Origin of the sequence: Thiohalobacter thiocyanaticus (assembly GCF_002356355.1) — a bacterium.
Taxonomy (GTDB): Bacteria; Pseudomonadota; Gammaproteobacteria; order Thiohalobacterales; family Thiohalobacteraceae; genus Thiohalobacter; species Thiohalobacter thiocyanaticus_A.
Genome location: NZ_AP018052.1, coordinates 1,378,260 through 1,404,520, shown reverse-complemented (window position 1 = coordinate 1,404,520; position 26,261 = coordinate 1,378,260). Strand labels below are relative to the sequence as shown.

At 58.5% G+C, this 26,261-nt stretch carries 21 protein-coding genes; 7 read left to right on the top strand and 14 right to left on the bottom strand.

What is annotated here, in order from left to right; translation table 11 throughout:
- Window position 1: 1 nt before the first annotated feature.
- Complete coding sequence (locus CFK21_RS06510; RefSeq protein ID WP_096365896.1) at window positions 2-997, bottom strand: hypothetical protein; 996 nt, start codon at window positions 995-997, stop codon at window positions 2-4.
- A complete protein-coding gene (locus tag CFK21_RS06505; RefSeq protein WP_096365894.1) occupies window positions 997-2,418 on the bottom strand; it encodes a hypothetical protein in 1,422 nt (473 codons plus the stop codon). The genes CFK21_RS06510 and CFK21_RS06505 overlap by 1 nt, the downstream gene beginning before the upstream one ends.
- A 145-nt stretch (window positions 2,419-2,563) precedes the next feature.
- Between CFK21_RS06505 and CFK21_RS06500 the strand changes: the two genes are divergently transcribed.
- Together CFK21_RS06500 and cas3f are read left to right on the top strand one after the other, a co-directional pair.
- On the top strand, window positions 2,564-3,397 hold the full coding sequence (locus tag CFK21_RS06500) for a WYL domain-containing protein (RefSeq protein ID WP_096365892.1): 834 nt from the start codon (window positions 2,564-2,566) through the stop codon (window positions 3,395-3,397).
- Between the two features lie 4 nt (window positions 3,398-3,401).
- On the top strand, window positions 3,402-6,578 hold the full coding sequence (gene cas3f / locus CFK21_RS06495) for a type I-F CRISPR-associated helicase Cas3f (protein WP_096365890.1): 3,177 nt from the start codon (window positions 3,402-3,404) through the stop codon (window positions 6,576-6,578).
- 850 nt (window positions 6,579-7,428) lie between these two features.
- Here cas3f and CFK21_RS06490 read toward each other — a convergent pair.
- The 4 genes from CFK21_RS06490 to CFK21_RS06475 are packed head-to-tail and all read right to left on the bottom strand — an operon-like array spanning window position 7,429 to window position 12,848.
- Window positions 7,429-8,088 (bottom strand): DUF6064 family protein, encoded by a 660-nt coding sequence (locus tag CFK21_RS06490; RefSeq protein ID WP_157745432.1) that lies wholly within the window; start codon window positions 8,086-8,088, stop codon window positions 7,429-7,431.
- A 16-nt stretch (window positions 8,089-8,104) separates the two neighbouring features.
- A complete protein-coding gene (locus CFK21_RS06485) occupies window positions 8,105-8,464 on the bottom strand; it encodes a DUF3147 family protein (protein WP_096365886.1) in 360 nt (119 codons plus the stop codon).
- A 52-nt stretch (window positions 8,465-8,516) separates the two neighbouring features.
- Entirely contained in the window at window positions 8,517-11,624 is a 3,108-nt protein-coding gene (locus CFK21_RS06480) for an efflux RND transporter permease subunit (protein WP_096365884.1), read from the bottom strand.
- 12 nt (window positions 11,625-11,636) lie between these two features.
- On the bottom strand, window positions 11,637-12,848 hold the full coding sequence (locus CFK21_RS06475; protein ID WP_157745429.1) for an efflux RND transporter periplasmic adaptor subunit: 1,212 nt from the start codon (window positions 12,846-12,848) through the stop codon (window positions 11,637-11,639).
- 60 nt (window positions 12,849-12,908) lie between these two features.
- On the opposite strand from CFK21_RS06475, the gene CFK21_RS15165 reads away from it, so the two are divergent.
- Complete coding sequence (locus CFK21_RS15165) at window positions 12,909-13,142, top strand: hypothetical protein (protein WP_157745426.1); 234 nt, start codon at window positions 12,909-12,911, stop codon at window positions 13,140-13,142.
- A gap of 68 nt (window positions 13,143-13,210) precedes the next feature.
- Here the strand turns inward: CFK21_RS15165 and CFK21_RS06470 are convergent, their stop codons facing one another.
- Both CFK21_RS06470 and CFK21_RS15160 read right to left on the bottom strand, forming a co-directional pair.
- A complete protein-coding gene (locus tag CFK21_RS06470) occupies window positions 13,211-14,428 on the bottom strand; it encodes a TolC family protein (RefSeq protein WP_096365880.1) in 1,218 nt (405 codons plus the stop codon).
- Between the two features lie 122 nt (window positions 14,429-14,550).
- Entirely contained in the window at window positions 14,551-14,925 is a 375-nt protein-coding gene (locus CFK21_RS15160) for a hypothetical protein (RefSeq protein ID WP_157745423.1), read from the bottom strand.
- Between the two features lie 402 nt (window positions 14,926-15,327).
- Between CFK21_RS15160 and CFK21_RS06460 the strand changes: the two genes are divergently transcribed.
- From CFK21_RS06460 to CFK21_RS06450, 3 genes are all read left to right on the top strand, one after another.
- A complete protein-coding gene (locus CFK21_RS06460; protein ID WP_231971574.1) occupies window positions 15,328-16,212 on the top strand; it encodes a chromate resistance protein ChrB domain-containing protein in 885 nt (294 codons plus the stop codon).
- A gap of 44 nt (window positions 16,213-16,256) precedes the next feature.
- Entirely contained in the window at window positions 16,257-17,639 is a 1,383-nt protein-coding gene (gene chrA, locus CFK21_RS06455) for a chromate efflux transporter (RefSeq protein ID WP_096365874.1), read from the top strand.
- An 85-nt stretch (window positions 17,640-17,724) separates the two neighbouring features.
- The gene (locus tag CFK21_RS06450; protein WP_096365872.1) at window positions 17,725-18,663 is read left to right on the top strand and encodes an MBL fold metallo-hydrolase; all 939 of its coding nucleotides are present in this window, start codon (window positions 17,725-17,727) and stop codon (window positions 18,661-18,663) included.
- 73 nt (window positions 18,664-18,736) lie between these two features.
- Here CFK21_RS06450 and CFK21_RS06445 read toward each other — a convergent pair whose 3' ends face one another.
- From CFK21_RS06445 to dsrA, 5 genes are all read right to left on the bottom strand, one after another.
- Entirely contained in the window at window positions 18,737-19,153 is a 417-nt protein-coding gene (locus CFK21_RS06445; RefSeq protein WP_096365870.1) for a type II toxin-antitoxin system VapC family toxin, read from the bottom strand.
- Window positions 19,140-19,376, bottom strand: coding sequence for a FitA-like ribbon-helix-helix domain-containing protein (locus CFK21_RS06440; protein ID WP_096365868.1), 237 nt, complete (start codon window positions 19,374-19,376; stop codon window positions 19,140-19,142). Before CFK21_RS06440 ends, CFK21_RS06445 begins: the two co-directional genes overlap by 14 nt.
- A gap of 848 nt (window positions 19,377-20,224) precedes the next feature.
- Window positions 20,225-21,406, bottom strand: coding sequence for a cyclopropane fatty acyl phospholipid synthase (cfa, locus tag CFK21_RS06435; protein WP_096365866.1), 1,182 nt, complete (start codon window positions 21,404-21,406; stop codon window positions 20,225-20,227).
- 290 nt (window positions 21,407-21,696) lie between these two features.
- A complete protein-coding gene (gene dsrB, locus CFK21_RS06430; RefSeq protein WP_096365864.1) occupies window positions 21,697-22,770 on the bottom strand; it encodes a dissimilatory-type sulfite reductase subunit beta in 1,074 nt (357 codons plus the stop codon).
- Window positions 22,771-22,823: 53 nt separating this feature from the next.
- Window positions 22,824-24,062, bottom strand: coding sequence for a dissimilatory-type sulfite reductase subunit alpha (dsrA, locus tag CFK21_RS06425; RefSeq protein ID WP_096365862.1), 1,239 nt, complete (start codon window positions 24,060-24,062; stop codon window positions 22,824-22,826).
- Window positions 24,063-24,743: 681 nt separating this feature from the next.
- On the opposite strand from dsrA, the gene CFK21_RS06420 reads away from it, so the two are divergent.
- Window positions 24,744-25,367 carry a CBS domain-containing protein gene (locus CFK21_RS06420; protein WP_172844267.1) on the top strand — a complete coding sequence of 208 codons (624 nt, stop codon included), beginning with the start codon at window positions 24,744-24,746 and terminating at the stop codon, window positions 25,365-25,367.
- Window positions 25,368-25,438: 71 nt separating this feature from the next.
- On the opposite strand, the gene CFK21_RS06415 is transcribed toward CFK21_RS06420, so the two are convergent.
- On the bottom strand, window positions 25,439-26,227 hold the full coding sequence (locus tag CFK21_RS06415) for a DUF3050 domain-containing protein (RefSeq protein ID WP_096365858.1): 789 nt from the start codon (window positions 26,225-26,227) through the stop codon (window positions 25,439-25,441).
- Window positions 26,228-26,261 lie beyond the last annotated feature (34 nt).

The window sequence follows — 26,261 nt, the reverse complement described above, 5'->3', positions numbered from 1 at the left end:
ATTACTGCTGCTGAATGACGCAATATGGAATATCGCCATCATTGTCCCAATTGAATTCCCAAAAGATGTTGCGGTCGGAATTCATGACCTCGTAAACATTCTCCAGGCCGACCAGGCCGACCATCGCTTCCGCCGGAGCCGCCGGAATTTGCTCACCATCGGGCCCGAGACGCGCCCCCTCCCGCGGCTTCAGATCGCCCAGTAACGCGTAGCCGAGAGTGGCCGGCATGTATTGCACGTACCCTAAGCGGGTAGCTGAGTCCCCGGATTCCTCCAGATCTTCCGCTTCAACCTCAACGTCATTATTCCCGGAGACTGACGCTTCGGCGGGCGACCCCATCTCGGTGGCCCCATCCCCGGCCACCTCCTCGGTAATGGCGTTGTCCCGGGAGAACATGGCTTCGACAATATTCGCCCCCGTTTTCAGACGGGATTCCACCTTATCTCTGGCATCCATGAAGAAGCGCCCCGGCGGGAGGCGGCTGGGCAAGTCGTTCTCATAGATCCGGATGCCGCCGATGTCATCGATTGATCCGCCCGCAAAACGCATGGTGCGAACCAATTCTTCCGCCTCTTCGCTGTCGAACCCGGAAACCTTCAGGATAAGGGAGACGACGCATGAAGCCGTCACCGACGGCTGGGACGCGACGGAGAAGGGGGAGACGCTTCGGCTCGAATAGTCGCCACCCATATCGCTGCCGACATTCTTGCCTCCAATGCAATACCCGCAGGCGCCCCGTTTCGAAACAACATGTTCATTGACGTATGCGCCACCGCCTTTGCTCACGCTCGGTATCGCATCCGTGTCCATGCGAGCCTCATGCAGGATCATCGAGACCCCATGCAACTTGAACCCGTATTCAAGTTTGCCGTTCATCCTCTCAATCAGCGCATGGCTGAACATGTAGGTGGCAAACACAGGCGCCGGAGAGACAATAGTGGGAGTCTGCATCGCCTGAAATCCCCGAACACTCATATTATCGATTACGACATACATTATGCTGCACCCCACTTGAGTTTTCGTTCTCCGATCATTTTGACCGACCGCTCAATAATCTCGGCGGTCACATCATTGATCGGAATATGGTTAGACGATGCGCCCACGGTCATCCGCTCAAGGGTCTTCACGATCCGTGCCGCCATATTATTGGCGTGCTCCTGTGGGACATAGCCTTCGATGATGGCGCGATCCAATGCCTTGTGCCCCTTGAACCCATTGCCATCATCAAGCTTGTCCAGGGCGTGCTTGTGCTCGACGCACGCTTCCATCGCACGTTTCAGCTGCCTGAATACATCGTTGATGATCGGGGCGAGTCCGGATTTGAGATGGATCTCGATGGATTTCCCCGTCACCCGATCCGTCTTGTAATGGCCGCCGCTGCCGATATTCCTGGCATACGTATTCAGAAGATCCCTTGAAATAATCGGGATAAACCCACGGTAATAAATGCGATAGGCCGTTTGCGCGCCGCGCGAGGAATTCATCGGCGGTGGGAAAATGAGTGATGTGCTGATCTGGATGTGCGACGAAACGTTCTGGACGTTTGCGCCGCCGATCTGGTTGGCTGCACGGCCCGCGTTAAGCCTGGCTTTCTGCTCCATCGAATAATACTTATCGATGATATAGGCGGCGACGCCGGCGCTTCCCATCGGGATCAGGTTGACATACCCGCCCTCAGTCGAGGGGAGCACGATTTGACGCATCCGCGGGTCGATCGATTCCATTCCGAAATCACCTGTCGGATGCTGGGATCGGAGTTTTTCGACGTACTCGACCTGCTCGTCCGTATACTGGTCGCGAACCTCTGGGTCCTGCATGATCTTGATGATCGTATTCGCACCATTACCCATAAGATCGGGCGGCACAGGGATGTCGTTCTGGATGCTTGGAGTAAACAGATAGGGAAGATTTGATTTCCGTTCAGGCGAAACGTAGACGAAACCGCCAGCATTGGAATTGGTAATCTTCCCGTTGAAGTGGCATAGCCGAGGATGCGCCGGGTCGGGTGCTGTCGCCCGACAGTAGCGGTCAATCTCCCGGGACATCCCGTCGACAGTCAGGATATCCTCCTCCGAGGCAAGCAACCTCTGCTTCAGGGCCCGCGTATTGCTGTTGAATATCCGCGGCCAGGCAAATAGCCCTGCATGATCCCGGAACACCAACTCGATGGCCGCGGTGCGCAGAAATTCATCCATCGGGCACTCGGCCGACACGACCTTCTCGATCAGTTGCCCGATATTCTTCGAATTCGGGGTCGGGGCCTTGATCTTGCGCGCCCTGAGACAGGTGACGGCTGCCGCCCCGATCAGCTTGTCACGGTCGGTCGGCTTAGCGTCGGCCGAAAATGGGAGCTCTCGCGCCTGGCGCAGGAGCGCCGGCTCGGCTTCAGAGGATAGATCTTGCTGGTTCGAGTTCATGCCACATACCCATATCTGCTTCAGGATGATGTATACGATAACGCCCCATCGGAGAGAAAGTAAATACCTTGTTACGCCTAGACATAGGACTTATTGAATTGTATAATACATCTTAATCCTATTAATCGGCGTTTTTTGAGACATAATGATGGAAGATCGGATACTGTTTATCCTTCGGCGCACATACTGGGTCGGCAATACACGGCGACAGGATCTCGTTGATGCGTTTAACCTGAAAAATCCCCAGCGCGCTTCAGAAGCCATTGATAAAGCACTAAAATTATATGACAAATACCTGGAGCGCTGGGGTGCTCGCGGGGGCGTGACATGGCGCGACGGCGTACTCCCTCCACCCGAAGCGGCTCCCGGGAAGATTTTTGCCTTGCTGCAGCAGGGCGCCCCCTTCCACGAAACCGGGATACGCACGAATACAGAACTCCCCGTGAGGCTTCAGTATCGAGAGGCGTACCGGCCCGACGATGAAAGCCTGGAAATGATTATGCGCGGCATCCTCGAGCAGAAGCTCACCCGCGTCCTTTACGTTGGGTTGCGTCGACGGGAAGTCGCGCGCTGGCGCTGGATCGTGCCGCGTTCGCTGGAATTCACCGGACGGCAGTGGCGGTTACTGGGGTTCGACCTCTCAGATGATACTGAAACTCTGAAATCCTATGTGCTGTCGCGCATCCAGGATATCCAGTACGACACACCACCACGGGGGCAATCTGGTCGTGTTCAGCAGTTGCATGAACGCCCACTGGATTACAAAGGCGGCGTTTACAAAGTCGATCTCAATGACAATCTGACCCCTGACCAGAGAATCGCAATCAAACAGGAACTGGGTATCACCGGGACCAATCTTCAAATTTCAGATCGCGATGTTTACGAGTTCATGCGGCTGTACGGTGACGCTGAACCCTCCTCAGAAATTGTGTGGCCGCCCGTGACAGGCATCAGAAAGCTCGAGACTCGGAAGGACTGAAAATATGCACGCTCTGTTTATCTCCAACAGTGAAGGCAGCGCGCTGAAGAGAACGCGGTCGGTTCTGGATCGGTATGCAACCCGGATCGGGGCGCAAACCTGGGAGACCCCGATTACACGGGAAGCCCTCGAAGAAATCCAGAATGCACTGAAAAATAAAGCCACCAAAAACATGTCGATTGCCTGCTATATCAACGATTTCACGCATGGGATGAAGTTGGCCTGGGTCGTGGGCAATCGCAATGACTACGACAGTAATGGGCGATACGCGATGGAAACCCACCAGAAACCGCCTTATATCCCTTACTACATCCGACTCGCCTCGAAGCTGGCAAAGACCGCCGGATATTGCCACGATTTCGGCAAGATCCCGCTGAAGTTTCAGAGCAAGCTCGTACCCGGCAAGAAAAAAGGCGCCCCCCCTGAATCCAGCCAAAAGGATCCTGTCCGTCATGAATGGCTGTCAGAGCGGATGCTCACCTACATGCTGACGCATGGTCTGTCCCCTGACGCGCTGGAGGCCGGCTTCAATGCGCTGAACCCCATGTCAGGCGGACGGAAGTCAAAAGATGCGATGGTCGTACCGCCTTTTCGGCATCTCGTAACATGCCAGGATGCGCTCAAATTCTGCGTAGTATCACACCACAGGCTGTTTTCCTCTGCCTCGACAGATCACGATGCCCCACCGGAATCCCACGGAGCTTATAACCATGTCGACAAAAAGAAATATGCGGACGGATCAGCGCATTCGGTAGCGCAGTACCAGGTAAAAGAAGGCGCCTCGATCACAGAAGCATTCAGCAAGACCGAAATCTTTAATAATGTTGAACGAATACTCGGGGAGCTGCAGGAGGCGACACCCGACAATGACCCGGAATACTGGCACGGGTTGGCGCTGATTGCCCGGGCCGCCCTTATTCTGGCCGATCACGAGGTTTCGTCTCAGGAAAATCCCGACAAGAAGGCCATTTTCCACGCCAACTCGTACCGGCCCGCAGGCAAGACGAAATCCGTTCTGAACCAGAATCTGGTCTGGCATCTTGAAAATGTCGGCGAAACCGCCGGCAGGTACGCCGCTGTGTTCTCCGGCTATGAACTCCCCGGGATCCAGCATAACGATATCGAGACGCTATCGCAGGGCACGGATAACAAGCGCTTCAAGTGGCAGGACACCGCAGCCGCCTTCATCCGGGAAAATTCAGATCAACCCTCGCTGATTTTCAATATCGCCAATACCGGCGCCGGCAAGACCCGGGCGAACATGAAATTCGCCGAGGCCGCAAGGGATGAACGCCACCCTTTCCGCGTCACCTCCGCCTTCAACCTCAGAACGCTGACGCTGCAGACGCGCGACGCCTATAAGCATGAGCTCGGCCTGAGTGATGAGGCTCTGGCCTGCATTGTCGGGGACGAGACAACCGTCAAGCTCCACGATACAAAATGGGCATCCGATGATGATGAGGGCTGGAGCGACCCCCAGAACCGGGAAAAAGAAGATGCGGAAGATGGGGCGATGGATGTCGAATACAATGTCGCCTGGCAGGGCCGCATACCCGGCACCGTCGCTGAAATCGTCAAAAATGAGAAAACCGGGAAACTCATCGCGGCGCCCACGCTGGTCTGCACCATGGACCAGATCATTGCCGCCGGCGAGCCGGGGCGCCAGGGCATCCATGCGAAGGCGCTGACCCGAATCGTGTCCAGCGACCTGATCCTGGATGAGATCGATTCCTACGATCCGAAGGCGCTCATGGCGGTTCTCCGGGTCGTGCATACCTCTGCCATCTTCGGTCGCAATATTATTGTCTCCAGTGCAACATTGCCGCCGATCCTCGCAAAAGCACTCATCAGTGTATGGCGGCAGGGTCTGCGGATTCACGCCAAACTGAACCGGAAAAATGCGGATGACACGACCGGCAATATCTTTGCGATCGCCGACCGGGTTGCGCCGGCCATTATTCACGATGCGGATGAATATCGGGTCTTCGCGCATGATAACGCATCCAGTGCTGATCGCATCACAAAGCGATTCAGGATAGAAGGCGTCATCAACCAGGAGGATTTCCTGAATAAATCCGTCAAGTGCGCGCATTACCTGCATTCATGCAACCATTCAGCGCACGGCGATAAACGAGTATCCATCGGACTGGTCCGCGTTGCCAACATCAAGCAGTGCCTGAAGGTGGCGAACTATATTCGCGCACGCGCTGATTCCGCCCCTGACTCGACTGTCTTTGTCACGGCGTATCACTCGAAGGAAATCATCGCCCGGCGCGCGCTCAAGGAAAAGTCGCTGGATCTCATCCTGAACCGAAAGAAGGATAGTGATACATGGTGGAATAACTCAGAAGAGACGCGCGCCATTGTTGAGTCCACCGAAACAAGGAATATCGTATTCATTGTCGTTGCCACCCCTGTTGAAGAGGTCGGGCGTGACCATGATTTCGACTGGGCGGTGATCGAGCCGTCGAGTATCGGGTCAATCATCCAGACCGCGGGCCGCGTGAACAGGCATCGGCGCCTGGATCTCTCGCAAAGTGATTCGCCCAACATCATCATCCTGGACAGGGCATACCATCATCTCAGCTCTGATCCGAAAGATAAAAACAAGATATACAGCCAACCCGGCCATCGGATCCGGGATGGCGTCAAGACGCATTGCGAAGGCGATGAGATACTTCCCGTCTCCAGCATGATGCCTAGCAGCGGAGTTATCAGCACATCGCTTATCTTCTCAGATGACCGGTGCCGCTTTGCGATCGAGGATGAAAGGGGTATCGAATATGTAATTCAGGGCGGGCTACAGGCGATCCAGGATAACTTTTCCTGGATGAATGACTGGATGTACAAAAAATTCCGGCTCAGGGATGAGCTGTCACAGATCAGCCTGCGCTATGATATCAAGGAAGAAAAACTGAAGTGGCTGACTTTTAATGTGCGCAATGGGAAGTCAGAAGCGATGGAAAACGACATAACCGGCCGCGTCCCTGAATATGAAATCCCCGGAAACACTTTCTTTTCCTGGGGTGTTGAGGATGCGGTCCAGGAAATCATGAAAATGAATGGTGGTGGCGATATCAAAGAGGATGATCTGACACGGTTGTCACTTGAACTGTACGAAGCAACCGATCGCGACATTTCCATTGACTGGGCGGGTGTTGTTGTTGAACGCGATAAATGAATGACACCCAGTTCTTCAGCCCTAAGTAGCCTCCTACTTAGCGGCTGATATTTAATAGTCGCGATTTAAGCTGACAATTAGCGGCTCCAAGGAAGTCACGCACCGGCAGGGTGTGTGTATCAGTTTCACACAGACCCGCTTGCGGTACTGGCATCGTACGCTCTGCGCCTGCACCGTTTCCAGGCGGCACTCTCCTGCCGCTGATCAGAGTCAAGCGCACCAGCGCTGCCGACCGCTGTTACATCATCGATCGGTAAGGTACGATGATGAACGGCATCAGGCGGCAGAAAAGGTTTGCTATATGCTCAATCCGGGTGTGTTCCACATGTGCTGCGCACATATGGCGATATACCAACTTTCAACGACTTAGGTAGGTGTGTGCAGCGGACAGCCCGTACCACAAGCCATTGGTTTTAAAGGTTATTCAGTTCGCTGAAGTCGGCTACGAACCAGGCGGTCGGAGGTTCGAATCCTTCCGGGCGCGCCAGATACGAAAAAGGCTCACCCCTGCGGTGGGCCTTTTTCATGTTCGGTGGACCCGGAGGCCGATGAGAACCTCCCCAGGTTCGAGCCGAGGCCGGCCGAGACAACGCGCAGCGAACGCAGTGAGCGAGCGGCCCCCTTGAGGGGTGAGCCGCGCCAGCGGCGAATAATGCTTCCGGGCACTTCAGAATCGCCTCCGGCGCTTCATCAAGTACTTCCTGAACTCGCTGTGTTCGTTCTGGTCACGCGCCATCTTTATAATCAATAAGTTACCAAATAAACTCTTTCTCCGCTTCCCTTCAGTACTCGTCGTTCCCAATGCAAGCTGTTGATTCATCGTCCTCGTGACCTTCAACCGACCATCTGGTCATTTACCAAGTGATCGAATGCTGCGAGCAAAGCGTCTGACATCAAGACTGTAAACCGCGAGCAGGATGGCTGCAGCGAACAACATCAGGTCCGGCCATACTCTGAACAGGAACACCGCGGATCCCCCGATCACCGCCCATATTATCGGTATCACGGCAACAGGACGGACCTGCTCTCTCGGCACCATGAGCAGGGCACCGATGGTAATCAGTGTGGTTGGGCAGGGTATGCCGAATACAGGCAAAAGCGGATACTCCATGCCGGCAACCGGTGTAATGAAGGGATAAGCCAGTCCGCTGAGGATGAACAGCCAGCCGATGGCCGACCAGCCATGGGCTGCGGGAACAAAAACGAGTTGTCGTTTGAACAAACCATACCAGGCCAGAAGCCCTGCCTGCAGAAGAAACAGAGCACCGAACAAGGGCGCGGCGGGGTTGATTTGCGCGAAGTACAGCCAGTGATACGCCACGCCCGCCCATCCCCAGTGGACGACCAGCAGCAGCACAACCCACCGACTCAGTTGTGAACCTCCGGAGTGGAGCCGTAAGAAGACGAAAGCGGTCACGGCCCACAGAAAGATCAACAGCGGCAGGAAGCGGCTATTGAAAGCCGCGAACACCTCCAGGAACCCGGCATGACTGAACGGCAGCTCCATCATGCTCCCCGCCATGAGCCTATTTGTTCAGCATACCCGGACTGACATCCTTGAACAGGATCAGCACCAGCAGATAACAGCCGAACATGACCGCGATCGACACTCCCAGGCTGAGCCAGAAGTTCCACCCCTGCTTGAGCAGGATGGGCAGACAGATAAAGAGAGACAGCGACGGCAGCACCATCCAGAAGATATCCCGTGCGAACAGCTCGACTTTGACCGCCGACCGGGTCTCGACATAGAGCCAGACCATGGCCAGCACCGAGACGATCGGGATCGACGCGACCAGACCGCCCAGCAGCGTGCTGCGCTTGGCGATCTCCGACGCGGCGATGATCAGCGCCAGTGTGATGGTGATCTTCAGTCCGTAATAGAGCATGCCGTCCTCCGCGCCGCCCTTCCCTTCTTCACCGGTTCTGCCTGAACTATAGTCAGGTATTTCCGCTCTGGAAGCCCTTAACCACCGACCCGAACCTCAGATACAGGGCCGGCACCACAATCATATTGAGGAAAGTCGAACTCAGCAGTCCGAACAGAATCACAACGGCCATGGGCGCCTGGATCTCTGAGCCCGGCTCACCTGCGCTCAGTGCCAGTGGCACCAGGGCGAGACCGGTGGCCAGCGCCGTCATCAGGATCGGGATCAACCGCTCCATGGCGCCGCGTTTCACGGCAGTGAAGACGTCGGTCACCTCGCCGGAGGCGATAAGATTCTGAATGTGGGCGACCATCATCACGCCGTTGCGCGTGGCGATACCAAACAGGGTGATGAAGCCGATGATCGAGGCGACGGACAGGATGCCGTCCATGGCATACACCCCGACCACCCCGCCGATGAGCGCCAGCGGCAGGTTGACCATGATCAGCGCCGCGTCACGCGCGGAATGGAAGGCCACGAACAGCAGCAGGTACATGCCGATGATGACCGCCGTTCCCAGCACCAGCAGCGTCCGGGTGGCGGATTCCGCGCTCTCGAACTGACCGCCGTACTCGACATGGTAACCGCGCGGCAGCTCGACATTCGCCTCCACGCCCTGTCGGATATCCTCGACCACGCTGTTGAGATCCCGGCCGGCCACATTGGCCATGATGACGATCTTGCGCTGCACGTTCTCGCGGCTGATGGTGTTGGGCCCCAGATCGTAGCGGATGTCGGCCAGCGCCTGCAGCGGAAGCTGGGCGCCTTCGGGCGTGGTGATGAGGGTCTCACGGATGGCATCCATGTCGGCCCTGGCCTCGTCCCGGAAACGGACGACCAGGTCGAAGCTCGCCCTGCCCTCCAGCACCCGGGAGACGGTGGTGCCGAAGTAGGCCGTGCGGATCGCCTCGGCCACATCCTCGATGTGCAGGCCGTGCCGGGCGATCGCCGAACGGTCGAAATGGATCTTCAGGAAGGGGATGTCGGCCTGCTGCTCGACACTGACATCCACCGCGCCGGGTACGGTCTCGGCTTCGCCCTTGATCTGCTGCGCCAGGGTGCGCAGCTCATACAGGTCCTGGCCGAACAGCTTGACCGCGATATTGGCCCGGGTGCCGGAAAGCATGTGATCGATGCGGTGCGATATGGGCTGACCGATGATGATGTTCATCCCCGGGATGCTGCCCAGATCACTGCGCAGCGCGGCCAGCAGTTCCGCCTTGCTGCGCTCGCCCATCTCCAGGGTCACCTCCATCTCCGAGGCATGGATCCCCTGGGCGTGCGGGTCCAGTTCCGCCCGGCCGGTGCGCCGCGCGGTGGCCACCACCTCCGGATGCTGCAGCAGGGTGTTCTCGACCCGTCGCCCCAGGGCGTCGGACTGCTCCAGCGAGGTCCCGGGCAGGGTGACGGCACTGACGGTCAGGCTGCCTTCGTTGAACTCCGGCAGGAAGGATTTGCCCGCCACCATGATTGCGTAGAGAGCGGGAATGAGGGCGGCCACGGCCAGCACGCTCACCGTCTTCCAGCGGCGGACGCTCAGGTTGAGCAGCTTTTCATACAAAGACTTCATCCCGCGTGACAGGCGAGATTCGTGGCCCTTGCGCACGGTCCGGGAGCGACTGAGCCACCAGTAGCTCAACACCGGCGTGACCGTGATGGCCACCACCAGCGAGGCGGCCAGCGAGACCACGTAGGCGAAGCCCAGCGGCTGCATCAGGCGGCTCTCCACCCCGGAGAGGAAGAACAGCGGCAGGAACACCAGCATGATGATCAGGGTGGCGAAGACAATCGAGCTCTGGATCTCGCGTGTCGCGTCCAGCACCACCTGGAAGCGGGAGCGCTGGCGCTCCTCTTCAAGCAACGCATTCTCGCGCAATCGTCGCACGATATTCTCGACCACGATGATGGCGTCATCCACCAGCGCGCCCAGGGCGATGGCCATGCCGCCGAGCGTCATGGTGTTGAGGGTGCTGCCCATGGCCTTCAGTGCCAGCACCGCCGTAACCAGCGACAGGGGGATGGCGATCAGGGTGATCAGGGTGGCGCGGAGGCTCACCAGGAACACGAATACGATCGCGATCACCAGGATGGCGCCGTCGCGCAGGGCCTCCATGAGGTTGTGGATGGACACGGAGATGAAATCCGCCTGCCGGAACAGATGGGTGTCGATCCGCATCCCCTCGGGCAGTGATGCCTGCAGGTCGCCCAGTACCCCGTCCAGGCGTTCGGTCAGCTCCAGGGTATTGGCATTGGGCTGTTTCTGGATGCCGATGACAATGGCTTCCTTGCCGTTGTAGCCGGCTGTTCCCCGCATCGGCGCCGGTCCGATGTCGACCTCGCCGAGGTCACGGATCAGCACCGGCTGCCCGTCGCGCCGCACCACCAGGGTCTCGGCGATGTCCTCGGTACCCTGCACCCGGCCCTCGCCATGGATCAGAACCTCCTGGCCGCCATCGACATAGAAGCCGGCCGAGACATTGTGGTTGGTGCGGGCGGCGGCCTCGAGCACCTGATCCACGCTGACCTCGTAGGCGGCGAGTCGGACCGGATCGAGCCGGACCTGGTACTGCCGGGTCTGGCCACCGTTGGGAATCACCTCGGCCACCCCGGGCACCGCCAGCAGCCGCGGGCGCACCGTCCAGTCGGCCGCGGTCTTGAGCTGCATCGGGTCATGGCGATCCGAATGCAGCGCGATGAACATGATCTCGCCCATGATGGACGTGACCGGGGCCAGCACCGGGCGCGGCAGATCCTGCGGCAATGAGCTGCTGGCCAGCTGCAGCTTCTCGTTGACGATCTGACGGGCCTGGTAGATGTCGGTGCCCCATTCAAACTCGACCCAGATCACCGCGATGCCGATGCCGGTGGACGAACGCACCCGGCGCACGCCCGAAGCGCCGTTCATGGCGGACTCGATCGGCCGGGTGATCAGGCTTTCCACCTCCTGCGGCGCCATGCCGTGAGCCTCCGTGACCACGGTCACGGTGGGCGCAGTCAGATCGGGGAAGACATCGACGGGCATGCGCAGCGACTCATAGCCACCCCAGAGAAGCAGCAGCAGTGCAGCGGCGAAGATCAGCAGGCGGTTGCGCAGCGACCAGTCTATGGTTTGTTTGATCATGCCGCCCCCCCCTCAGTGCGCGTGGCCGTGCCCGGCCTCGGCCGGGCTGGAGGCAGCGAGCTTGACCAGATAGGCACCCCGGCTCACCACCCGTTCCCCGGGGGCCAGTCCACTGCGCACCTCGACGTTGTCGCCGTCGCGAATGCCCAGTTGCACCACCCGCCGCTCGAAGGTCTCGCCGCCGAGCTCGACATACACGACCGGCACGCCGCTGTCTCGCACGACGGCGGACACGGGCACGGCCAGGCTGTTCGCCTTTGTGCCGGTATAGATATGCGCCTGCGCCAGCATGCCGATGTGCAGCTGCTGTCCGGGGTTGTCGAACTCCAGGATCAGGGGCGCGGTACGGGTACGTGAATCAATGACCTGACTGAAGGCCACCAGCCGGCCGTTGGCGTCATCACCGGCGGTCTCGATCACCAGCGGCGAGTCACGTCCCGGCAGCGGCACCCAGGCGCCGTCCGCGCCGTGCAGTTTCAGAATCTCGTTTTCGGGAATCCGGGCCTCCAGCCACAGCCGCCGGGTATCGATGATATGGAACACCGGCCGCCCCTTATGCAGATAACTGCCCTCGGTGGCGAGCACCTGCGCGATGACGCCGTCGATGGGCGAACGCAGCGCGGTGCCGCTCACGTCCCGGCCCAGGCCCTGCAGCTCGCGTCCGAGCGGCGAGCCAACCACGGCCAGGACCTCGCCCTTGCGCACCTGCGTACCCACGGTCGGAAAGCGGCCTCCGCGGCGGGCCAGCTGGCCGTCGTGCGGCGCGCTGAGCTCGGCCTCACCGTCGTCGGCGGCCCGGACAGTCGCCACCGCCCGGATGGACTCGCGCAGGGTGCGCTGCACCACCGGCGCCGTGGCGAAGTCGACCTGCCACTGCTGCTCCTTCAGGTAGCTGATGGCCCCGGCCGGCTCCTCCTCCCTCTGTGGCGGGATGTCTGCCTTGTCCGGGTAGACGGTATGAGTCCCGAGCCGGTGCACGCTGGTCTGCCGGGGCGATTCGAGGATGACCGTCACCTCCCGCTCGGCGGCGTACAGGGGGACGACCACCGGCCGGAAAATGCCGGGGATGGAGGGCGACTTCACGGTGAATTCCTCCTCCGGCAGGTCTCCGCCGTGCAGCAGCACGCTCACCCTGCCCCCGGCCACCGGGCGGAAATCGTCCAGCCAGGTGAAGTGCGCCGCGAACGGGGATTCATTGCCGACGCTCAGCACGGGAAACTCCACGAACAGTTCCGTGTGTTGCGAGAAATGCGTCACCACCTCGGCGGGAATATCGGAGTCGCCATGGCCATGCCCCCCGGCCCCGGCGTCGTGAGCCGCATGATCCGCGTGATCGCCGGTGGCGGCGTGGTCGTGGCCGTGATCATTGTGATCATTTTCCATGCCGTGATCGGCATGATCCGGCTCAGCGCCATGATCATGATCGCCGTGATCGTCATGTCCCGTCGCGGTGTCGTGTCCGGCATGATCGCCGGCGGAGCCATGATCGTGGCCGTGACCGTTGTTATCCTGATCTAGCGCGTGACCGCTCGTGAACGTGAACAAGCCCGCGACCAGCAGGGCCGCGAGAATAGAATGCTGCCGGTTCATTGCTCGGCACCTCCGGTCAGATAGTCGAGTTCGATGTGGGCAAGGCGCGCCTTGTATTCCAATTCCAGCGCTGTCAGTTCAGCTTCCAGCGCGCCGCGATAGGCATCGAGCAGTTCCAGGATGCCGATCTCACCGGCGCGGTAGTACGCCTGTGCGACTTCGATCAGTTCCGCGGCGGCCTGAACGGCCTCGGCACGGAACTCACGGGCACTGTCCCGATAGTGCGTGACCCGGGTCCACAGGCGTTGCAGATCCGCCATCGCCTCATCCCGCGCCAGGGCGTATTCACTGCGCGCCAGCATCTCCCGCGCATGGGAACGGGCCTGGCCGGCCTGGCGCCGGTCGAACACGGGCAACGGCATGGAGGCGCTGAGCACCAGGCCGTTATCGGCGCCGCGGTCGCTATCCTCGCGCCTCACGCCCAGGCCGACGGTGACATCCGGCAGGCTGCGGTTTTCCGCCTGCCGTTGCAGCGCATAGGCATCCGCCTGCGTCCGGAGACGCTGCAGCTTCGGGTGGGCCTCCAGCGCGTCTGCCAGACGCGTCTGCGGAACCGTCTGTTCCGGGACCAGCTTACCTGCCAGAGCAGCATAGCCCTGCGCCTCGCCACCCAGCAGGGCCATGAGTCGCTGCCAGGCCGAGTCAAAGGCTACGTCCGTATCGCTGACCTCGGCCTTCAGGGCCGCGCGCTCGCTTCTGACCCGCTGGAAATCGTAGAGCACCACGTCGCCCTCGCGTCGGCGGCGATCGAGTGTATTGCTCAGCAGACGGATATCCTCCCGGGTGCGTGCATAGGCGGTGCGCCGCTTCTGCTGATACAGGGTCGTGAAATAACGTTCGCGGATCTGCCGCTTCAATTCCGCCCGCCAGGCCCGGGTGCCGTACTGTGCCGCTTCCAGATGGCGGTCCGCTGCCCTGATCTGGAGGGCCCGCCGTCCTGCCACATCGAAGCGCTGCGACAATTGCAGCGTGTGCTCGACCTGGTCATCCGCGTTGTTCAGCGATTCCCGCTCATAGCTCAGTTCGGGATTCGGGCGCGTACGGGCACTCAGCAGGTCGCCCTCCGCCTGTCTGACATCGCCCGCGGTGCGCATATCCACCGCACTGCGCGACAGGCCGATACGGATGGCCGCGTCTTCCGTGAGAACGCCCTGCTGCCCTGCCGCCGTCATGGCGCACAGCAACAGGCCGAGCATTCCAATGGCGCGATACATGATTCGCCTCCAGTTCGTTCATACCGATATGCGCCAACCCGGGCATATCATGGATCAATTCAGACCGCGGTAAAGCGGCAAGAGAGAACGGCAACCGCAAGGTCGCCAGCGGGATCAGGGGGTCAGAGCGGCGGTGCGCGGAGCGGGGGTCTGAAACGCAGGAGTGGATCATGTGGCGCGGGGCCACGCAGAAGGGGTCGATGACGCAGGCGCGGCAGGCGCTGCAGGAACAGCGCCACCAGAATCAGGACCAGGCCGGCAAACAGCCCGGACTGCTTCACCTGGGTCGCGGTATCCGTTGATGAAGCTTCGTCATGGTCCGCGCCCTGATGTCCGGGCTGTCCACTGTCGAGCGCGTGGGAATGCGCGTGGGAGTGGTCCTGGCCATCGTGGATATCAGCCGCGATATGGAAATGCGGGGAGAACAACTGCGCAAGCATCATCATCAGCACGATGCTGATAATGACGCGGCACTTGTTGTATTCCAGGAATCGCATGAGCGACTGTCATCTCCATTCTTTGACGTCGGCATCCTAGCGTACATCCATGAGCATTGAAAGCCTGTAACGATGTCGGCACCTGTCCGACAAACCATCATCACCAATGTTACTCAGAATTCCAGCGTTATCGGTGTCCTGGTTGGATACGTCGAAGGCAACGCAGTTCTCGTAACAGGGATTCCCACCCGGCACACCCACAGTCTCTTTCAATGCTGAGCACTCGCCGATCAAATTTCAGGCTCAGGCACATAGAACAGACATCCCTGAACTACGATGACCGCATTTTTGTTGTAATGTTCATACTCCATATGTAACATTCTTTACATGAAACAGGAAGACACTCCCAAGTGGTTGCTTTTCCTAGCAACTTTATCCGGCCCGAACGCTGGGACTCCGCGCGTGAGGCTATGGCGTGCGCTCAGGGAACTGGGTGCCGCCACCCTGCGCGATGGCGCCTCTCTCATGCCCTACTCGCAACCGTACCAGGCAAGCCTGGAAACTCTCTGCAGCGGTGTCATCGCCGACGGTGGCACCGCCTGGCTGTTTGAGTTAGCCGAACAGGCCGCCCCGGTTGAGAAGGAGATGCAATCACTGTTCGATCGCACCGAAACCTATCACGAACTGGTAGCACAGCTCTCGAACCTGCAGCATGAAACTCAGCACAGCGACGAGGTGACCGCTCGCCGTCATCTGCGCCAGGCCGAGCGGCAGCTCGAAGCCATTGCCCGGATCGATTTCTTTCCCGGCGAAGCGTATGCCCGGGCCAGGCAGGCACTCCAGGAGCTGACCGATCTGATCAACCGCATCTTCTCTCCCCGGGAACCCCTGATGGAAAGCGGCTGCATCGAGCACCGGGATATCAAGGCATATTCCGGCAGGACCTGGGCCACGCGCCGGAATCTGTGGATCGATCGCGTGGCAAGCGCCTGGCTTATCCGCCGTTTCATCGATGCCGAAGCACGCTTTGTCTGGCTGCAACGACCGGAGGACTGCCCGGACGAGGCACTGGGGTTTGATTTCGACGGTGCGGTATTCACCCATGTGGCTGACAAGGTCACTTTCGAGGTTCTGCAGACGAGTTTCGGTTTCGATCAGGACCCGGGCCTGCAGGGACTGGGCCGGCTGGTTCATTATCTGGACGTAGGTGGTCGCCCTGTCCCGGAGGCGGGCGGCTTCGAGGCCGTACTGGCCGGACTGCGCGGCAGCGCGCCCGATGACGACGCCCTGCTGGACTCGGCCACGCTGGTTCTGGATGCACTTTATCGGCACTACACCGGTCGCTGAACTTATATCACTTCCATACCCACCAGACACCGGGGCCACAGACCATGACGGGTTCCTACGAAGCGAATACTGACCAGGACGCCACACGGCAACCTCCTCCGCCGGTTTCACTCATGACCGCCTTTCTCTACTGGCTGAAGCTCGGTTTCATCAGCTTCGGCGGCCCGGCGGGGCAGATCTCCATGATGCATACCGAGCTGGTGGAGCGGCGTCGCTGGATCAGCGAACACCGGTTTCTGCATGCCCTGAATTACACCATGGTACTGCCGGGACCCGAGGCTCAGCAGCTCGCCACCTATATCGGCTGGCTCATGCACGGCACCCTGGGCGGCATCATGGCGGGAACACTGTTCGTGCTGCCGTCCCTGGCGATCCTGATGGGACTGACCTGGGTCTATCTGGTCTATGGTGATACGCCGCTCGTGGCGGGAATCCTCTACGGGATCAAGCCTGCGGTAACCGCCATCGTGGTATTCGCCGCCTATCGCATCGGCTCCCGGGCTCTGCGCAATGGCGCACTCTGGGCGTTGGCGGCGGCAGCCTTCATCGCCATCTTCGCGCTGAACGTCCCCTTTCCCTACATCGTTCTGTCGGCGGCCATCATCGGCTACATCGGCGGACGTGTCGCACCCGACAGATTCAGGACCGGCGGCGGCCACGGCGCCTCTGCCGGCAGCTACGGCCCCGCGCTCATCGACGACAGCAGCCCAGTGCCGCACTGGGCACGATTCAGCTGGAAATCCACGGCCGTACACTTCATGGCCGGTCTGGCCATCTGGATCCTGGCGGAAGGCGCGCTCTACCTGGCTTACGGCTGGCAGGGGCCGCTGACGCAGATGGGCTGGTTCTTCACGAAGGCCGCGCTGGTGACCTTCGGCGGCGCCTACGCGGTCCTGCCCTATGTCTATCAGGGCGGCGTCGAGCACCATCAATGGCTGACGGGTACCCAGATGATCGACGGATTGGCGCTGGGCGAGACCACGCCCGGGCCGCTCATCATGGTGGTGGCCTTCGTGGGCTTCGTGGGCGGCTGGACGCTGGAGATCTTCGGCCCGGACAGCCTGTTGCTTGCCGGTGCGGCCGGCGCCTCGGTGGCGACCCTGTTCACCTTTCTGCCGTCGTTCCTGTTCATCCTCATCGGCGCGCCGGCGGTGGAGGCCACCCGCCACGATATCAAGTTCACCGCGCCGTTGACCGGCATCACGGCGGCGGTGGTCGGCGTGGTGATCAACCTGGCCGTGTTCTTCGCCTGGCATGTATTGTGGCCTGAGGGCACGCAGGCCGCTCCCTTCAGCGGACGGTTCGAATGGTTTTCCCTGCTGATCACGATCGGCGCCTTTTTCGCACTGTGGCGCTACAAGGTCGGCATCATTCCGGTACTCGGGATCTGTTCCGCGGTCGGCCTGGTCTATTCCTTACTGGTCTGATGCCGTGAATTCCTTTCTCACATGCGAATTGCATACAGATGGAGCCCAGACCTCCTTCATTCATCAACATAAACAGGTGACAATCATGCGACTCACTCGCCTTTGCGTATTTCTCCCCCTGCTGTTCCTCGCGAGCACGCTGACGGCAGAGATCCTGCCACCGCCGCAGCAGGTTGCCCCTCACAGCTATGCCTGGATCGGCCCCTATGACCCGCCCGCCGTTGAAAACCGCGGTTTTCGCATGAATCTCGGCTTTGTCGTGGGCAGCGAGGCCGTGGCCGTCATCGACAGCGGCTACAGCAGTGAAATGGCCAGGGAGATGCTGTCCCACATCCGGGATGTCACCGACCTGCCCGTGCGTCATGTCATCAATACCAATTCGCAGCCGCATCGCATACTCGGGAATCCGGTATTCCGCAACCAGGGGGCGGAGATCATCGCGGGCCGGGAAGCCATCCCCCGCATGCTGGCGGAAGGCGCGGCCATGGCCGCCACCGCTGAACGGGTTCTCGAGCTGCCTGAAGAGAGCATCCACGCGCCCGCGCGTCCGGACATCGCAGTGGAAGAAACGATGGAACTCGATCTGGGAGGACTTTCACTTGAGATCACACCGGTCGGCACCACTCACACCGCGGGCAGCCTGATCGTTCGGGTGCCGGCCGACAATGTCATCTACACGGGCGATGTGCTGTATGCGGGACGACTGCTTGCCGTGCTGTCCGAGAGCCATGTCGGGGACTGGATTGCCGCATACGAGCGGCTCAGGGACTATCCGAAAACCACCCTGTTCGTCCCCGGACATGGTGAGCCGGGCAAGCTGTCAGAGTTCGAGATGCCGACCTACGACTATCTCGTCACCCTGAAACAGCACATGGACAACGCCGTCGATACCGGGACCTATATGCAGGACGCGATAGACAGCCTGGACCAGTCCGCCTGGCAGCATCTGGAGAATTTCGACCTGCTGTCCGGCCGTAACGCCCATCGCACCTATCTGGAACGTGAGTCGGCTGCGTTTGAATGACGCGTCGGCTCAGGCGTAACCAGGCGTGAGGGAATTGCAGCGAATCATCCTGTAACAAGATATACCCCGACCTTCAACGGAAGGGATTCACCACTTCCAGGCCGGTAGCACGAAAATCCTTGTGATTGCGTGTGACCACCTTAAGCTCGTAGATGAGTGCGGTGGCGGCAATGAATTTATCCAGTGCATGCTCAGGATGGGGGACTCGCAAGCGCCCCCAGAGCTGGGCAATATCCGGTGTAATATCGAGGATACATTCCTGATATTCGGCCATCAGAGACGTCAGCCATCGTTCCAGCAGGTGTGCCTGAGGCGCATCACCACGATGACGGATCAGTTCCACGCCCCGCCGCAGTTCGCCAACGGTGACCACCGAGATAAACAGGGGCGCCTCATCGGCAACCGACTGTTCGAAGAAGGCCCTCACGCCGGGGTTGGCATTCTGCCGCTTGCGCAGCTCACTGATGACGTTGGTATCAATCAAAAACATGCGGCAGACAATCTGTGTCCTCGGCCCGCTCGAAGTCTTCATCCTCCCCGACTTCGGGAATGGCGGCCAGCGCTTCCGCGAAGCTTCGGCCACGGGGTCGCAGTAACACCGCCTCCAACAGAGTGCGATGCTCGGCTTCAGCGCTGCGCCCGTGCCGTGCGGCACGCTGCTTCAGAGCAGCTACGATCCGCGGATCGAGGTTCCGGACCACCAGATTGGCCATTGCTGCATCCTCCCTAGCTCAATGATTGCATTGATAGCATAATTATCATGCATTCCCGATTTTCGCAATCATTGATTGCAGCCAATCAGGGGATTGTGTGTGCGCCAGCTGTGCGATGCGCATAGAGCCCTATAATGACTTTCAATGACTTAGCTGTAGTGTGCAGCGGACAGCCCGTCATACAACCAATTGATATTAATGACTATTCAACTCACTTCGGTCGGCTACGAACCAGGCGGTCGGAGGTTCGAATCCTTCCGGGCGCGCCAGACACAAAAATAGCTCACCCTTGGGTGGGCTTTTTTTGTGTCCGGGGTGCCCGGAGGCCGATGAGAACCTCCTCAGGTTCGAGCCGAGGCCGGCGCAGCCGGCCGAGACAACGCGCAGCGAACGCAGTGAGCGAGCGGCCCCCTTGAGGGGTGAGCCGCGAAGCGGCGAATAATCCTTCCGGGCGCGCCAGATAAAGCGGAAAAGGCCACCTTCGAGTGGCCTTTTTTGCTTTATGAGGGATGTTTCAGCAGGATTCGAACCTCCGACTCATATACTGTTCGACAAGCACCGGAGGTGCGCAGAACGGCCGAAGGCCGGTAATCCTTCCGGGCGCGCCGGATATGAAAAAGGCTCACCCCTGCGGTGGGCCTTTTTCATGTCGGGATATCCGGAGACCGATGAGAACCTCCTCAGGTTCGAGCCGAGGCCTGCGAAGCAGGCCGAGACAACGGGCAGCGAACGCAATGAGCAGCCCCCCTTGAGGGGTGAGCCGCGCAGCGGCGAAAATCCTTCCGGGTACTCGAGAATCGCCTCGAGTCAGGAGGCGGTTTCACACAAGCCGGTGCGGACGGGCGCCTCTACCAACGGATCGAACGGTAGACCTGCTCGCGTTCACGTTTACTGAGAACAAGCTGCCACAGCTGCCCCTGACCGGAGCGGAAAAATCCGGCACAACTCATCAAATAATATTTCCACATCCGGTAGAAGCGCCTGCCGTATCTCGCCTCCAGGGCAGGCCATGCGGATTCGAAGTTCTGCCACCAGGCCATCAGGGTGAGATCGTAGTCCTGACCGAAATTATGCCAGTCCTGGATGATGAACCGTTTATCCAGAGCCGCCGCGATTTCATGCGCGGACGGCAACTTGCCATTGGGAAAGATATACCGGTCGATCCAGGGATCGACGGTCTTGCTGGTGGCGTGGATACCGATGCTGTGCAGAAGAAACAGTCCGTCGTCCTGCAGCAGGCGCCAGGCGATATCGAAATATTCCTGGTAATTTTTCGGACCCACGTGTTCGAACATGCCCACAGAGACCAGTTTGTCATAGCGGCCCTGAAGATTGCGGTAATCCATCAACTCGATTGTCACCGGCAGGCCGGCACAACGCTCCTGCGCAAGCTGCTGCTGCTCACGCGAGACCGTTACCCCCGTGACTTCCACGTCGAAGTATCTGGCGGCATGACGTGCCAGACCGCCCCAGCCGCAACCGATGTCAAGCAGCCGTTCCCCCGGTTGCAGCTTGAGCTTGCGACAGATCAGATCGTTCTTGTCATGTTGGGCCTGATCCAGAGATTGGGCATTGAGCCAGTAGCCGCATGAATAGCTCATGCTCGGATCCAGCATGGCAGTGAAGACGTCATTGCCGATGTCATAATGCTTCTCGGCCACCTGGAAGGCCCGTTGACGTCGCTGCAGGTTGAGCAGACTCTGGCGAGCCGCTTCGGCGATGAGCTTGATCCTGGCCCATCCCGATAGACGTTCGTCGGCATCGGAACGCAGCAGCCGCGTGAACAGTTCATCGAGCGCCTCGGCCTCCCATAACCCGTCCATATAAGCTTCTCCGAAGCCCAGCGATCCCTGCGTCAGGACCCGTCGATAGACGTCGGTATCAAGTACCTGGATGTCCCAGGGGGCACTACCGTTAATCGTCACCTCCGCTTCTGCAAGGAGATTAGTCAGTACCTCAGGCGCACCGACCTCGGTGCGGGAAACGAAACCTGTCCAACGGTTGAGGGATGGTTTTTCCTTGCTGAGCATATCTCAAATACCTCGTGACCGGTGATTCGGATATCGTGTGCAGTGGTCGCAAGCAGAACGGCAGAACTCATCAGTGGCACGAGAAGCATCCGCACCCTGTGTGAAAATTACCGACATCGGAGAACCTGCAAACGCTTACACAATAATATTCATTTAAGTTATTTGTTTTACTGCAGCTATACAATCAATATTTATTGGTAACGGATATCGAAAACTGCAATACAAAGGCGCTTTGCAGGTCAGGGAATACTGTCAGGTCGGCGCCAAGTCTCGCCGACCTGACATGTGCCTTAGAACCGGATATGCGTGGAATGATTGAGTGTGTATTTTGCTCCGGTCCAGTTATCGACATGAAAACGTGTGAACGGAAGCTCTGTCAGTTGAAAGAATCGCTCCCAGCCTATGCGTTCTACCCATTCTCCAACACGCTCCCAGTCTTTTGCATTTTCCTGGTAACAGCGCAGGATCTTTTTCAGGACGGCGGCCACTTCTGGCCATCTCGGGGGTTTGTTTGGCAACCCGGCCGCAACCAGCTTCATCATGCTGGGTTTGGACCTGGCATTTGAGTTCTTTCCACCTATCCAGATCGCAAGCTTTGAGTTCTCGGGATCGTTGATCTGCATTGGTGGGCATGGCGGATAACAGGCTCCGCAGCAGACGCACTTGCGCTCGTCCACTTCCAGCGAAGGTTTTCCATTCACCATAGCCGGTCGTATTGCCGCTACCGGGCATCTGGCTACAACAGCGGGTCTTTCACAGACATTCGAAACCAGATCATGATTGATCATGGGTGGTTTGGTGTGCTGGATATTGACCGCAATATCCGCCTGGCCGCCGCAATTGATCTGGCAGCAGGATGTGGATATATGAACGCGGTTAGGCATGCGCTCATTGACGAATTCATCATACAACTCGTCCATGAGGGCCTTGACCACGCCTGATGCATCGGTGGCTGGGATATCACAATGAAGAAATCCCTGGGTATGAGAGATCATCGACACCGAGTTACCCGTGCCCCCCACCGGAAACCCTTCTGCCGTCAATTTATCAATGAGAGGGACGACCTTGCTCTCTTCACTCACCATGAACTCGATATTGCTGCGGATTGTGAACCGGACATGCCCCTCAGCGTACTCGTCTGCAATTTGACACAGTTTACGGATGGTGCCCGTATCCATCTGTCGCTGCGTGCCTGCGCGTACTGTCCAGATGTGTTCATTGTTGTGCGAAGCATGATGCAGCACACCGGGACGACAGCGCTCATGCCAGTCCCATTGCCCGTAGTTCCTGCGCATCACGGGATGCATGTATTTGAAGGCATCCGGAACCCCACTTTCTATGGCTTCACGAAACTGCTCACTCATAGCTTACTCCTTTCAGTACTGGACGGAGGTGTTTACTCTGTTTCCGAAAGACATCAGGCACTGCTGCCTTCCGCCTGTCTCTGACGCCACTTCTCCGCTTCCTCCTCCCACGTATCCATCCTCACAAAGGAGTTGCTGCGAGGCTGGGCGACCATGGCGGGGTCCACATCCACACCGATACCCTCCAGAAAATTCGCCAGTCCAATTCGCTCTATGGTCTCGCCGAGTCGTTCATGCTCGAGCCCGTTTTCGGCCCAGAAGTCAATGATGGTCTCCGCCAACTCGACAAGCTCGTCGTAATCCTTCTGTGATTCCAGTTTCCTGAAAGGAATAAGCACCGTACCGAAAAGATCACCGATCTTGAGTGTGCGCTTTCCGCCGACCAGAATTGACACACCACGATCAAGCCCGGGTGAAAGCGCCTTCGTCATCACATTGATGCAATGCATGCAACGGACACAGTTGCTGTTGTCCACCTCGATGGTGTCATCCTTATTGAGTTGAATGCATTTTGTTGGACAGCGTGATATAACGTTGTTCAAGATGTAATCACGGCCCTTTTCCTGAACGAACTTCTTTACTTCGTCCTGTTTGATTCTTATGTCGTCACGCCAGGTACCGATTACGGCCATATCCGCCCTCTGGATCGAATTCATACAGTCATTCGGGCAACCCGAGAACTTGAACTTGAATTTATAGGGGAGCGCAGGCCGATGCAGGTCATCGGTGAACGAATTCATTACCTGGCGATGCGCAATCGCCTCATTGAAGCAGGAATGCTCGCAGCGCGCAGCCCCGACACACGACATTGATGTGCGCACAGAAGGGCCTGCACCCCCCAGATCGAACCCCAATTCGTTTATCGCATCAAATGCTGCCTGGATGTTGTCGCTCGTACAGCCCTGAAACATCATATCGCCGCTCTGACCATGCAACGCCAGCAGTCCAGAGCCATGCTCGTCCCAAACGTCACAGAATTTACGCAGAATATCCGTGTCATAATGCATCCCCGGTGGAGGCATGACACGCAGCGTATGGAACTCAGATGATGCCGGAAACTTATCCGCCACCTCGGAGAAGCGCGGTATAATGCCGCCACCATACCCCCTGACAGTGACGGTCCCACCCTTCCAGTACCCCTTTACGTTCTGATACGAATGCTCAAGCTGACCCAGCAGATCGGCCATCATGGGCTTATCGTTGGCCAGCCGCTTGAACCCGGTTACAAAACTTGGCCAGGGGCCGCTTTCCAACTGATCCAGATTTGGTGTTTCATGAAGCTTTTTCGTCATGACACATACCCTCACGTTGACGTCGCATTATGTCCAGCCGACTCAGGTAAAGCATTTATCTGTGTTATTAACAATAACCAATCAACCTATTAAGTTAATATCTATTATTGGTTAGGCGTAATGGTTTATATGGGATATGAGGTCGTCGCCATCATCATTCCCCATACCTTGTATCGTCGTTTTCGCCAATAACCCCTGCCCTTCAACGTCGCGATGCCGGCCGACTATTACAGCGACACTGAAAGTCCGTCCGCTTCATTCTTATCGGCCTGATAAATTGAACACAAACGATAATTTTTGCCCACTCGTATCGAGCACATCGATACATCGTCGGATTTGACAATGGTCATGTACAGGGGAGGATCTGCGTATTGACTGACGGCCACAAACTACAGAGGGCAGTATCAGCTTCACATGATTGACTGGGATTTCATTCAGCAGCAATCCCGGAATTTAAGGCGAACGATTCTCTGCATGATTCAGACCTCAGGATTGAGATCATCATCGACAAGGCAGTATCGCCGTCACCTATAGCGACATTCGAAATATTCTTCTTGTAACGTCTCAGGATGTATCGCTAGTATTTATTAGATGCGACATGAATCGACTGCTTTCTTGTCCTTGAAATCATGCTGCCTATACCACGCAAAGTTCGTCACCGCTGAGGATATTGCGCGAATCATGTACAGCACACGACTGACAAGAGAAGATTTTGATCATGCCCTGGCGGGCATGGGAACCTACATTGACGTAACGGTGGACGATCTCATGGAAATCTCTAATCGAGCACACATACATGCAAGCATCAGGGAAAAGGAATCCTTGCTGGTTGAACGTCTGATGACTTCATCCTTGCATACAGTGCGACCTGAAACCACGCTTTCCACGGCCGCCCATGCAATGGTTACCATGAGGATTTCCGGCCTTCCCGTGGTCGATCAGACCAATAAGCTGATCGGAATTATCACTGAAGCAGATCTGTTGCGTGCAATCGGCGTGCCCAGCCATCACCCCACGCACAATCTCTGGCAAACGCTCGAGGCCATGTTCACGCACCACGCCGAGATTCAATCGCCCGAAGGAAATGTGGCTTCATTGATGACTACGGACATCCTCACCATACGTCCCGAGCACACATTGCATGATGCCCTGGATATCATGAAGAAGAACCGGATCAAGCGCATTATTGTTATAAACGACGCTCAGGAACCTGTCGGCATGATCACGCGCTCGGATCTCGTAAGGGTATTTTTCGATAAGATCCGGACCAGCGGCGACGATTATCCAACCCCTTCCGGGAACTGAGGCCCTGGGTTCGACTCCTGATCCATCACTTCAGCCCGGCCAATCCATCTGTAATCGAATAATTTCAGCCTTCACGCCTGTCTCGCTCGGGCGTCGCCGCCCTCCAACGCGTCCAGGACGCCATCCCAGAATGCCAGCCGGGCCTGCACAGCCTCCCGGGCGGCGACAACTGCTTCCTTGCGTTCTTCATCACTGTGGCACAGGCCGTTGAGCAACCGCAGGGACAGGGGACCGTGGGAACCCTCGTCCAGATGAATATGACGCTCCAGATAATAGTGGAAAATCGGGGCGTCCTGTCGACCGATACCTGAGCGCTCGAGTATAGCGCGGAACATGTCGGGGATAATGTGTTCGCGTCCCAGGGCAAGGGCAGCAGCGGCCTCATGCGGCTTGCCGGACGCGAGGAACCTGAAGGTGGTCCCTGTGAAGGCACGTGCTGGAGACGGCACCGAGGACAGCGCCATCGCCGCGTCTACACCCTGCTGACGCACGGTATCCACGAAGGCGAGGATCGGTCTGGTATCGGCGCCGATCTCCTCCATGGCCTGGCAATAGAGCTCGAAGTGGCTGGTATAGCCGACGCCACTGCCGGGCATGGCCTCGTCGCACTCCTCGCCCAGCACCATTTCGTTGATGAAGCGCCGGACATCCCCGTCGCCCACCGGCACCCAGGGGAAACCGGCAGGCGCGACCACGGCCTGCAGGGCCTTGGCCACCGACATGAAGTCCCACACCGAGTAGACATGGTGTTCCATGAAGACGCGCAATTCATCCACCCCCTGTATGGCGGCGTAGATGGGGTGCTGATCCAGTTCGTTGCGCAGTGACTGGATGATGTCCTCGGCAATGGGTAAGGTCATGGCATGATCCCTGTTCTGTACACACAGACGGTCG

Coding starts and splice junctions, on each gene's coding strand:
- cas3f (WP_096365890.1), top strand. CDS start 3,402: ATGCACGCTCTGTTTATCTCCAACAGTGAAGGCAGCGCGCTGAAGAGA.
- CFK21_RS06490 (WP_157745432.1), bottom strand. CDS start 8,088: ATGATGGAGCTGCCGTTCAGTCATGCCGGGTTCCTGGAGGTGTTCGCG.
- CFK21_RS06480 (WP_096365884.1), bottom strand. CDS start 11,624: ATGATCAAACAAACCATAGACTGGTCGCTGCGCAACCGCCTGCTGATC.
- CFK21_RS15160 (WP_157745423.1), bottom strand. CDS start 14,925: ATGCGATTCCTGGAATACAACAAGTGCCGCGTCATTATCAGCATCGTG.
- CFK21_RS06445 (WP_096365870.1), bottom strand. CDS start 19,153: ATGTTTTTGATTGATACCAACGTCATCAGTGAGCTGCGCAAGCGGCAG.
- CFK21_RS06470 (WP_096365880.1), bottom strand. CDS start 14,428: ATGTATCGCGCCATTGGAATGCTCGGCCTGTTGCTGTGCGCCATGACG.
- CFK21_RS06450 (WP_096365872.1), top strand. CDS start 17,725: ATGCGACTCACTCGCCTTTGCGTATTTCTCCCCCTGCTGTTCCTCGCG.
- CFK21_RS06440 (WP_096365868.1), bottom strand. CDS start 19,376: ATGGCCAATCTGGTGGTCCGGAACCTCGATCCGCGGATCGTAGCTGCT.
- CFK21_RS06420 (WP_172844267.1), top strand. CDS start 24,744: ATGTACAGCACACGACTGACAAGAGAAGATTTTGATCATGCCCTGGCG.
- CFK21_RS06510 (WP_096365896.1), bottom strand. CDS start 997: ATGTATGTCGTAATCGATAATATGAGTGTTCGGGGATTTCAGGCGATG.
- CFK21_RS06485 (WP_096365886.1), bottom strand. CDS start 8,464: ATGCTCTATTACGGACTGAAGATCACCATCACACTGGCGCTGATCATC.
- cfa (WP_096365866.1), bottom strand. CDS start 21,406: ATGCTCAGCAAGGAAAAACCATCCCTCAACCGTTGGACAGGTTTCGTT.
- CFK21_RS06500 (WP_096365892.1), top strand. CDS start 2,564: ATGATGGAAGATCGGATACTGTTTATCCTTCGGCGCACATACTGGGTC.
- chrA (WP_096365874.1), top strand. CDS start 16,257: ATGACGGGTTCCTACGAAGCGAATACTGACCAGGACGCCACACGGCAA.
- dsrA (WP_096365862.1), bottom strand. CDS start 24,062: ATGACGAAAAAGCTTCATGAAACACCAAATCTGGATCAGTTGGAAAGC.
- CFK21_RS06415 (WP_096365858.1), bottom strand. CDS start 26,227: ATGACCTTACCCATTGCCGAGGACATCATCCAGTCACTGCGCAACGAA.
- CFK21_RS06505 (WP_096365894.1), bottom strand. CDS start 2,418: ATGAACTCGAACCAGCAAGATCTATCCTCTGAAGCCGAGCCGGCGCTC.
- dsrB (WP_096365864.1), bottom strand. CDS start 22,770: ATGAGTGAGCAGTTTCGTGAAGCCATAGAAAGTGGGGTTCCGGATGCC.
- CFK21_RS15165 (WP_157745426.1), top strand. CDS start 12,909: ATGGCCATGCCCCCCGGCCCCGGCGTCGTGAGCCGCATGATCCGCGTG.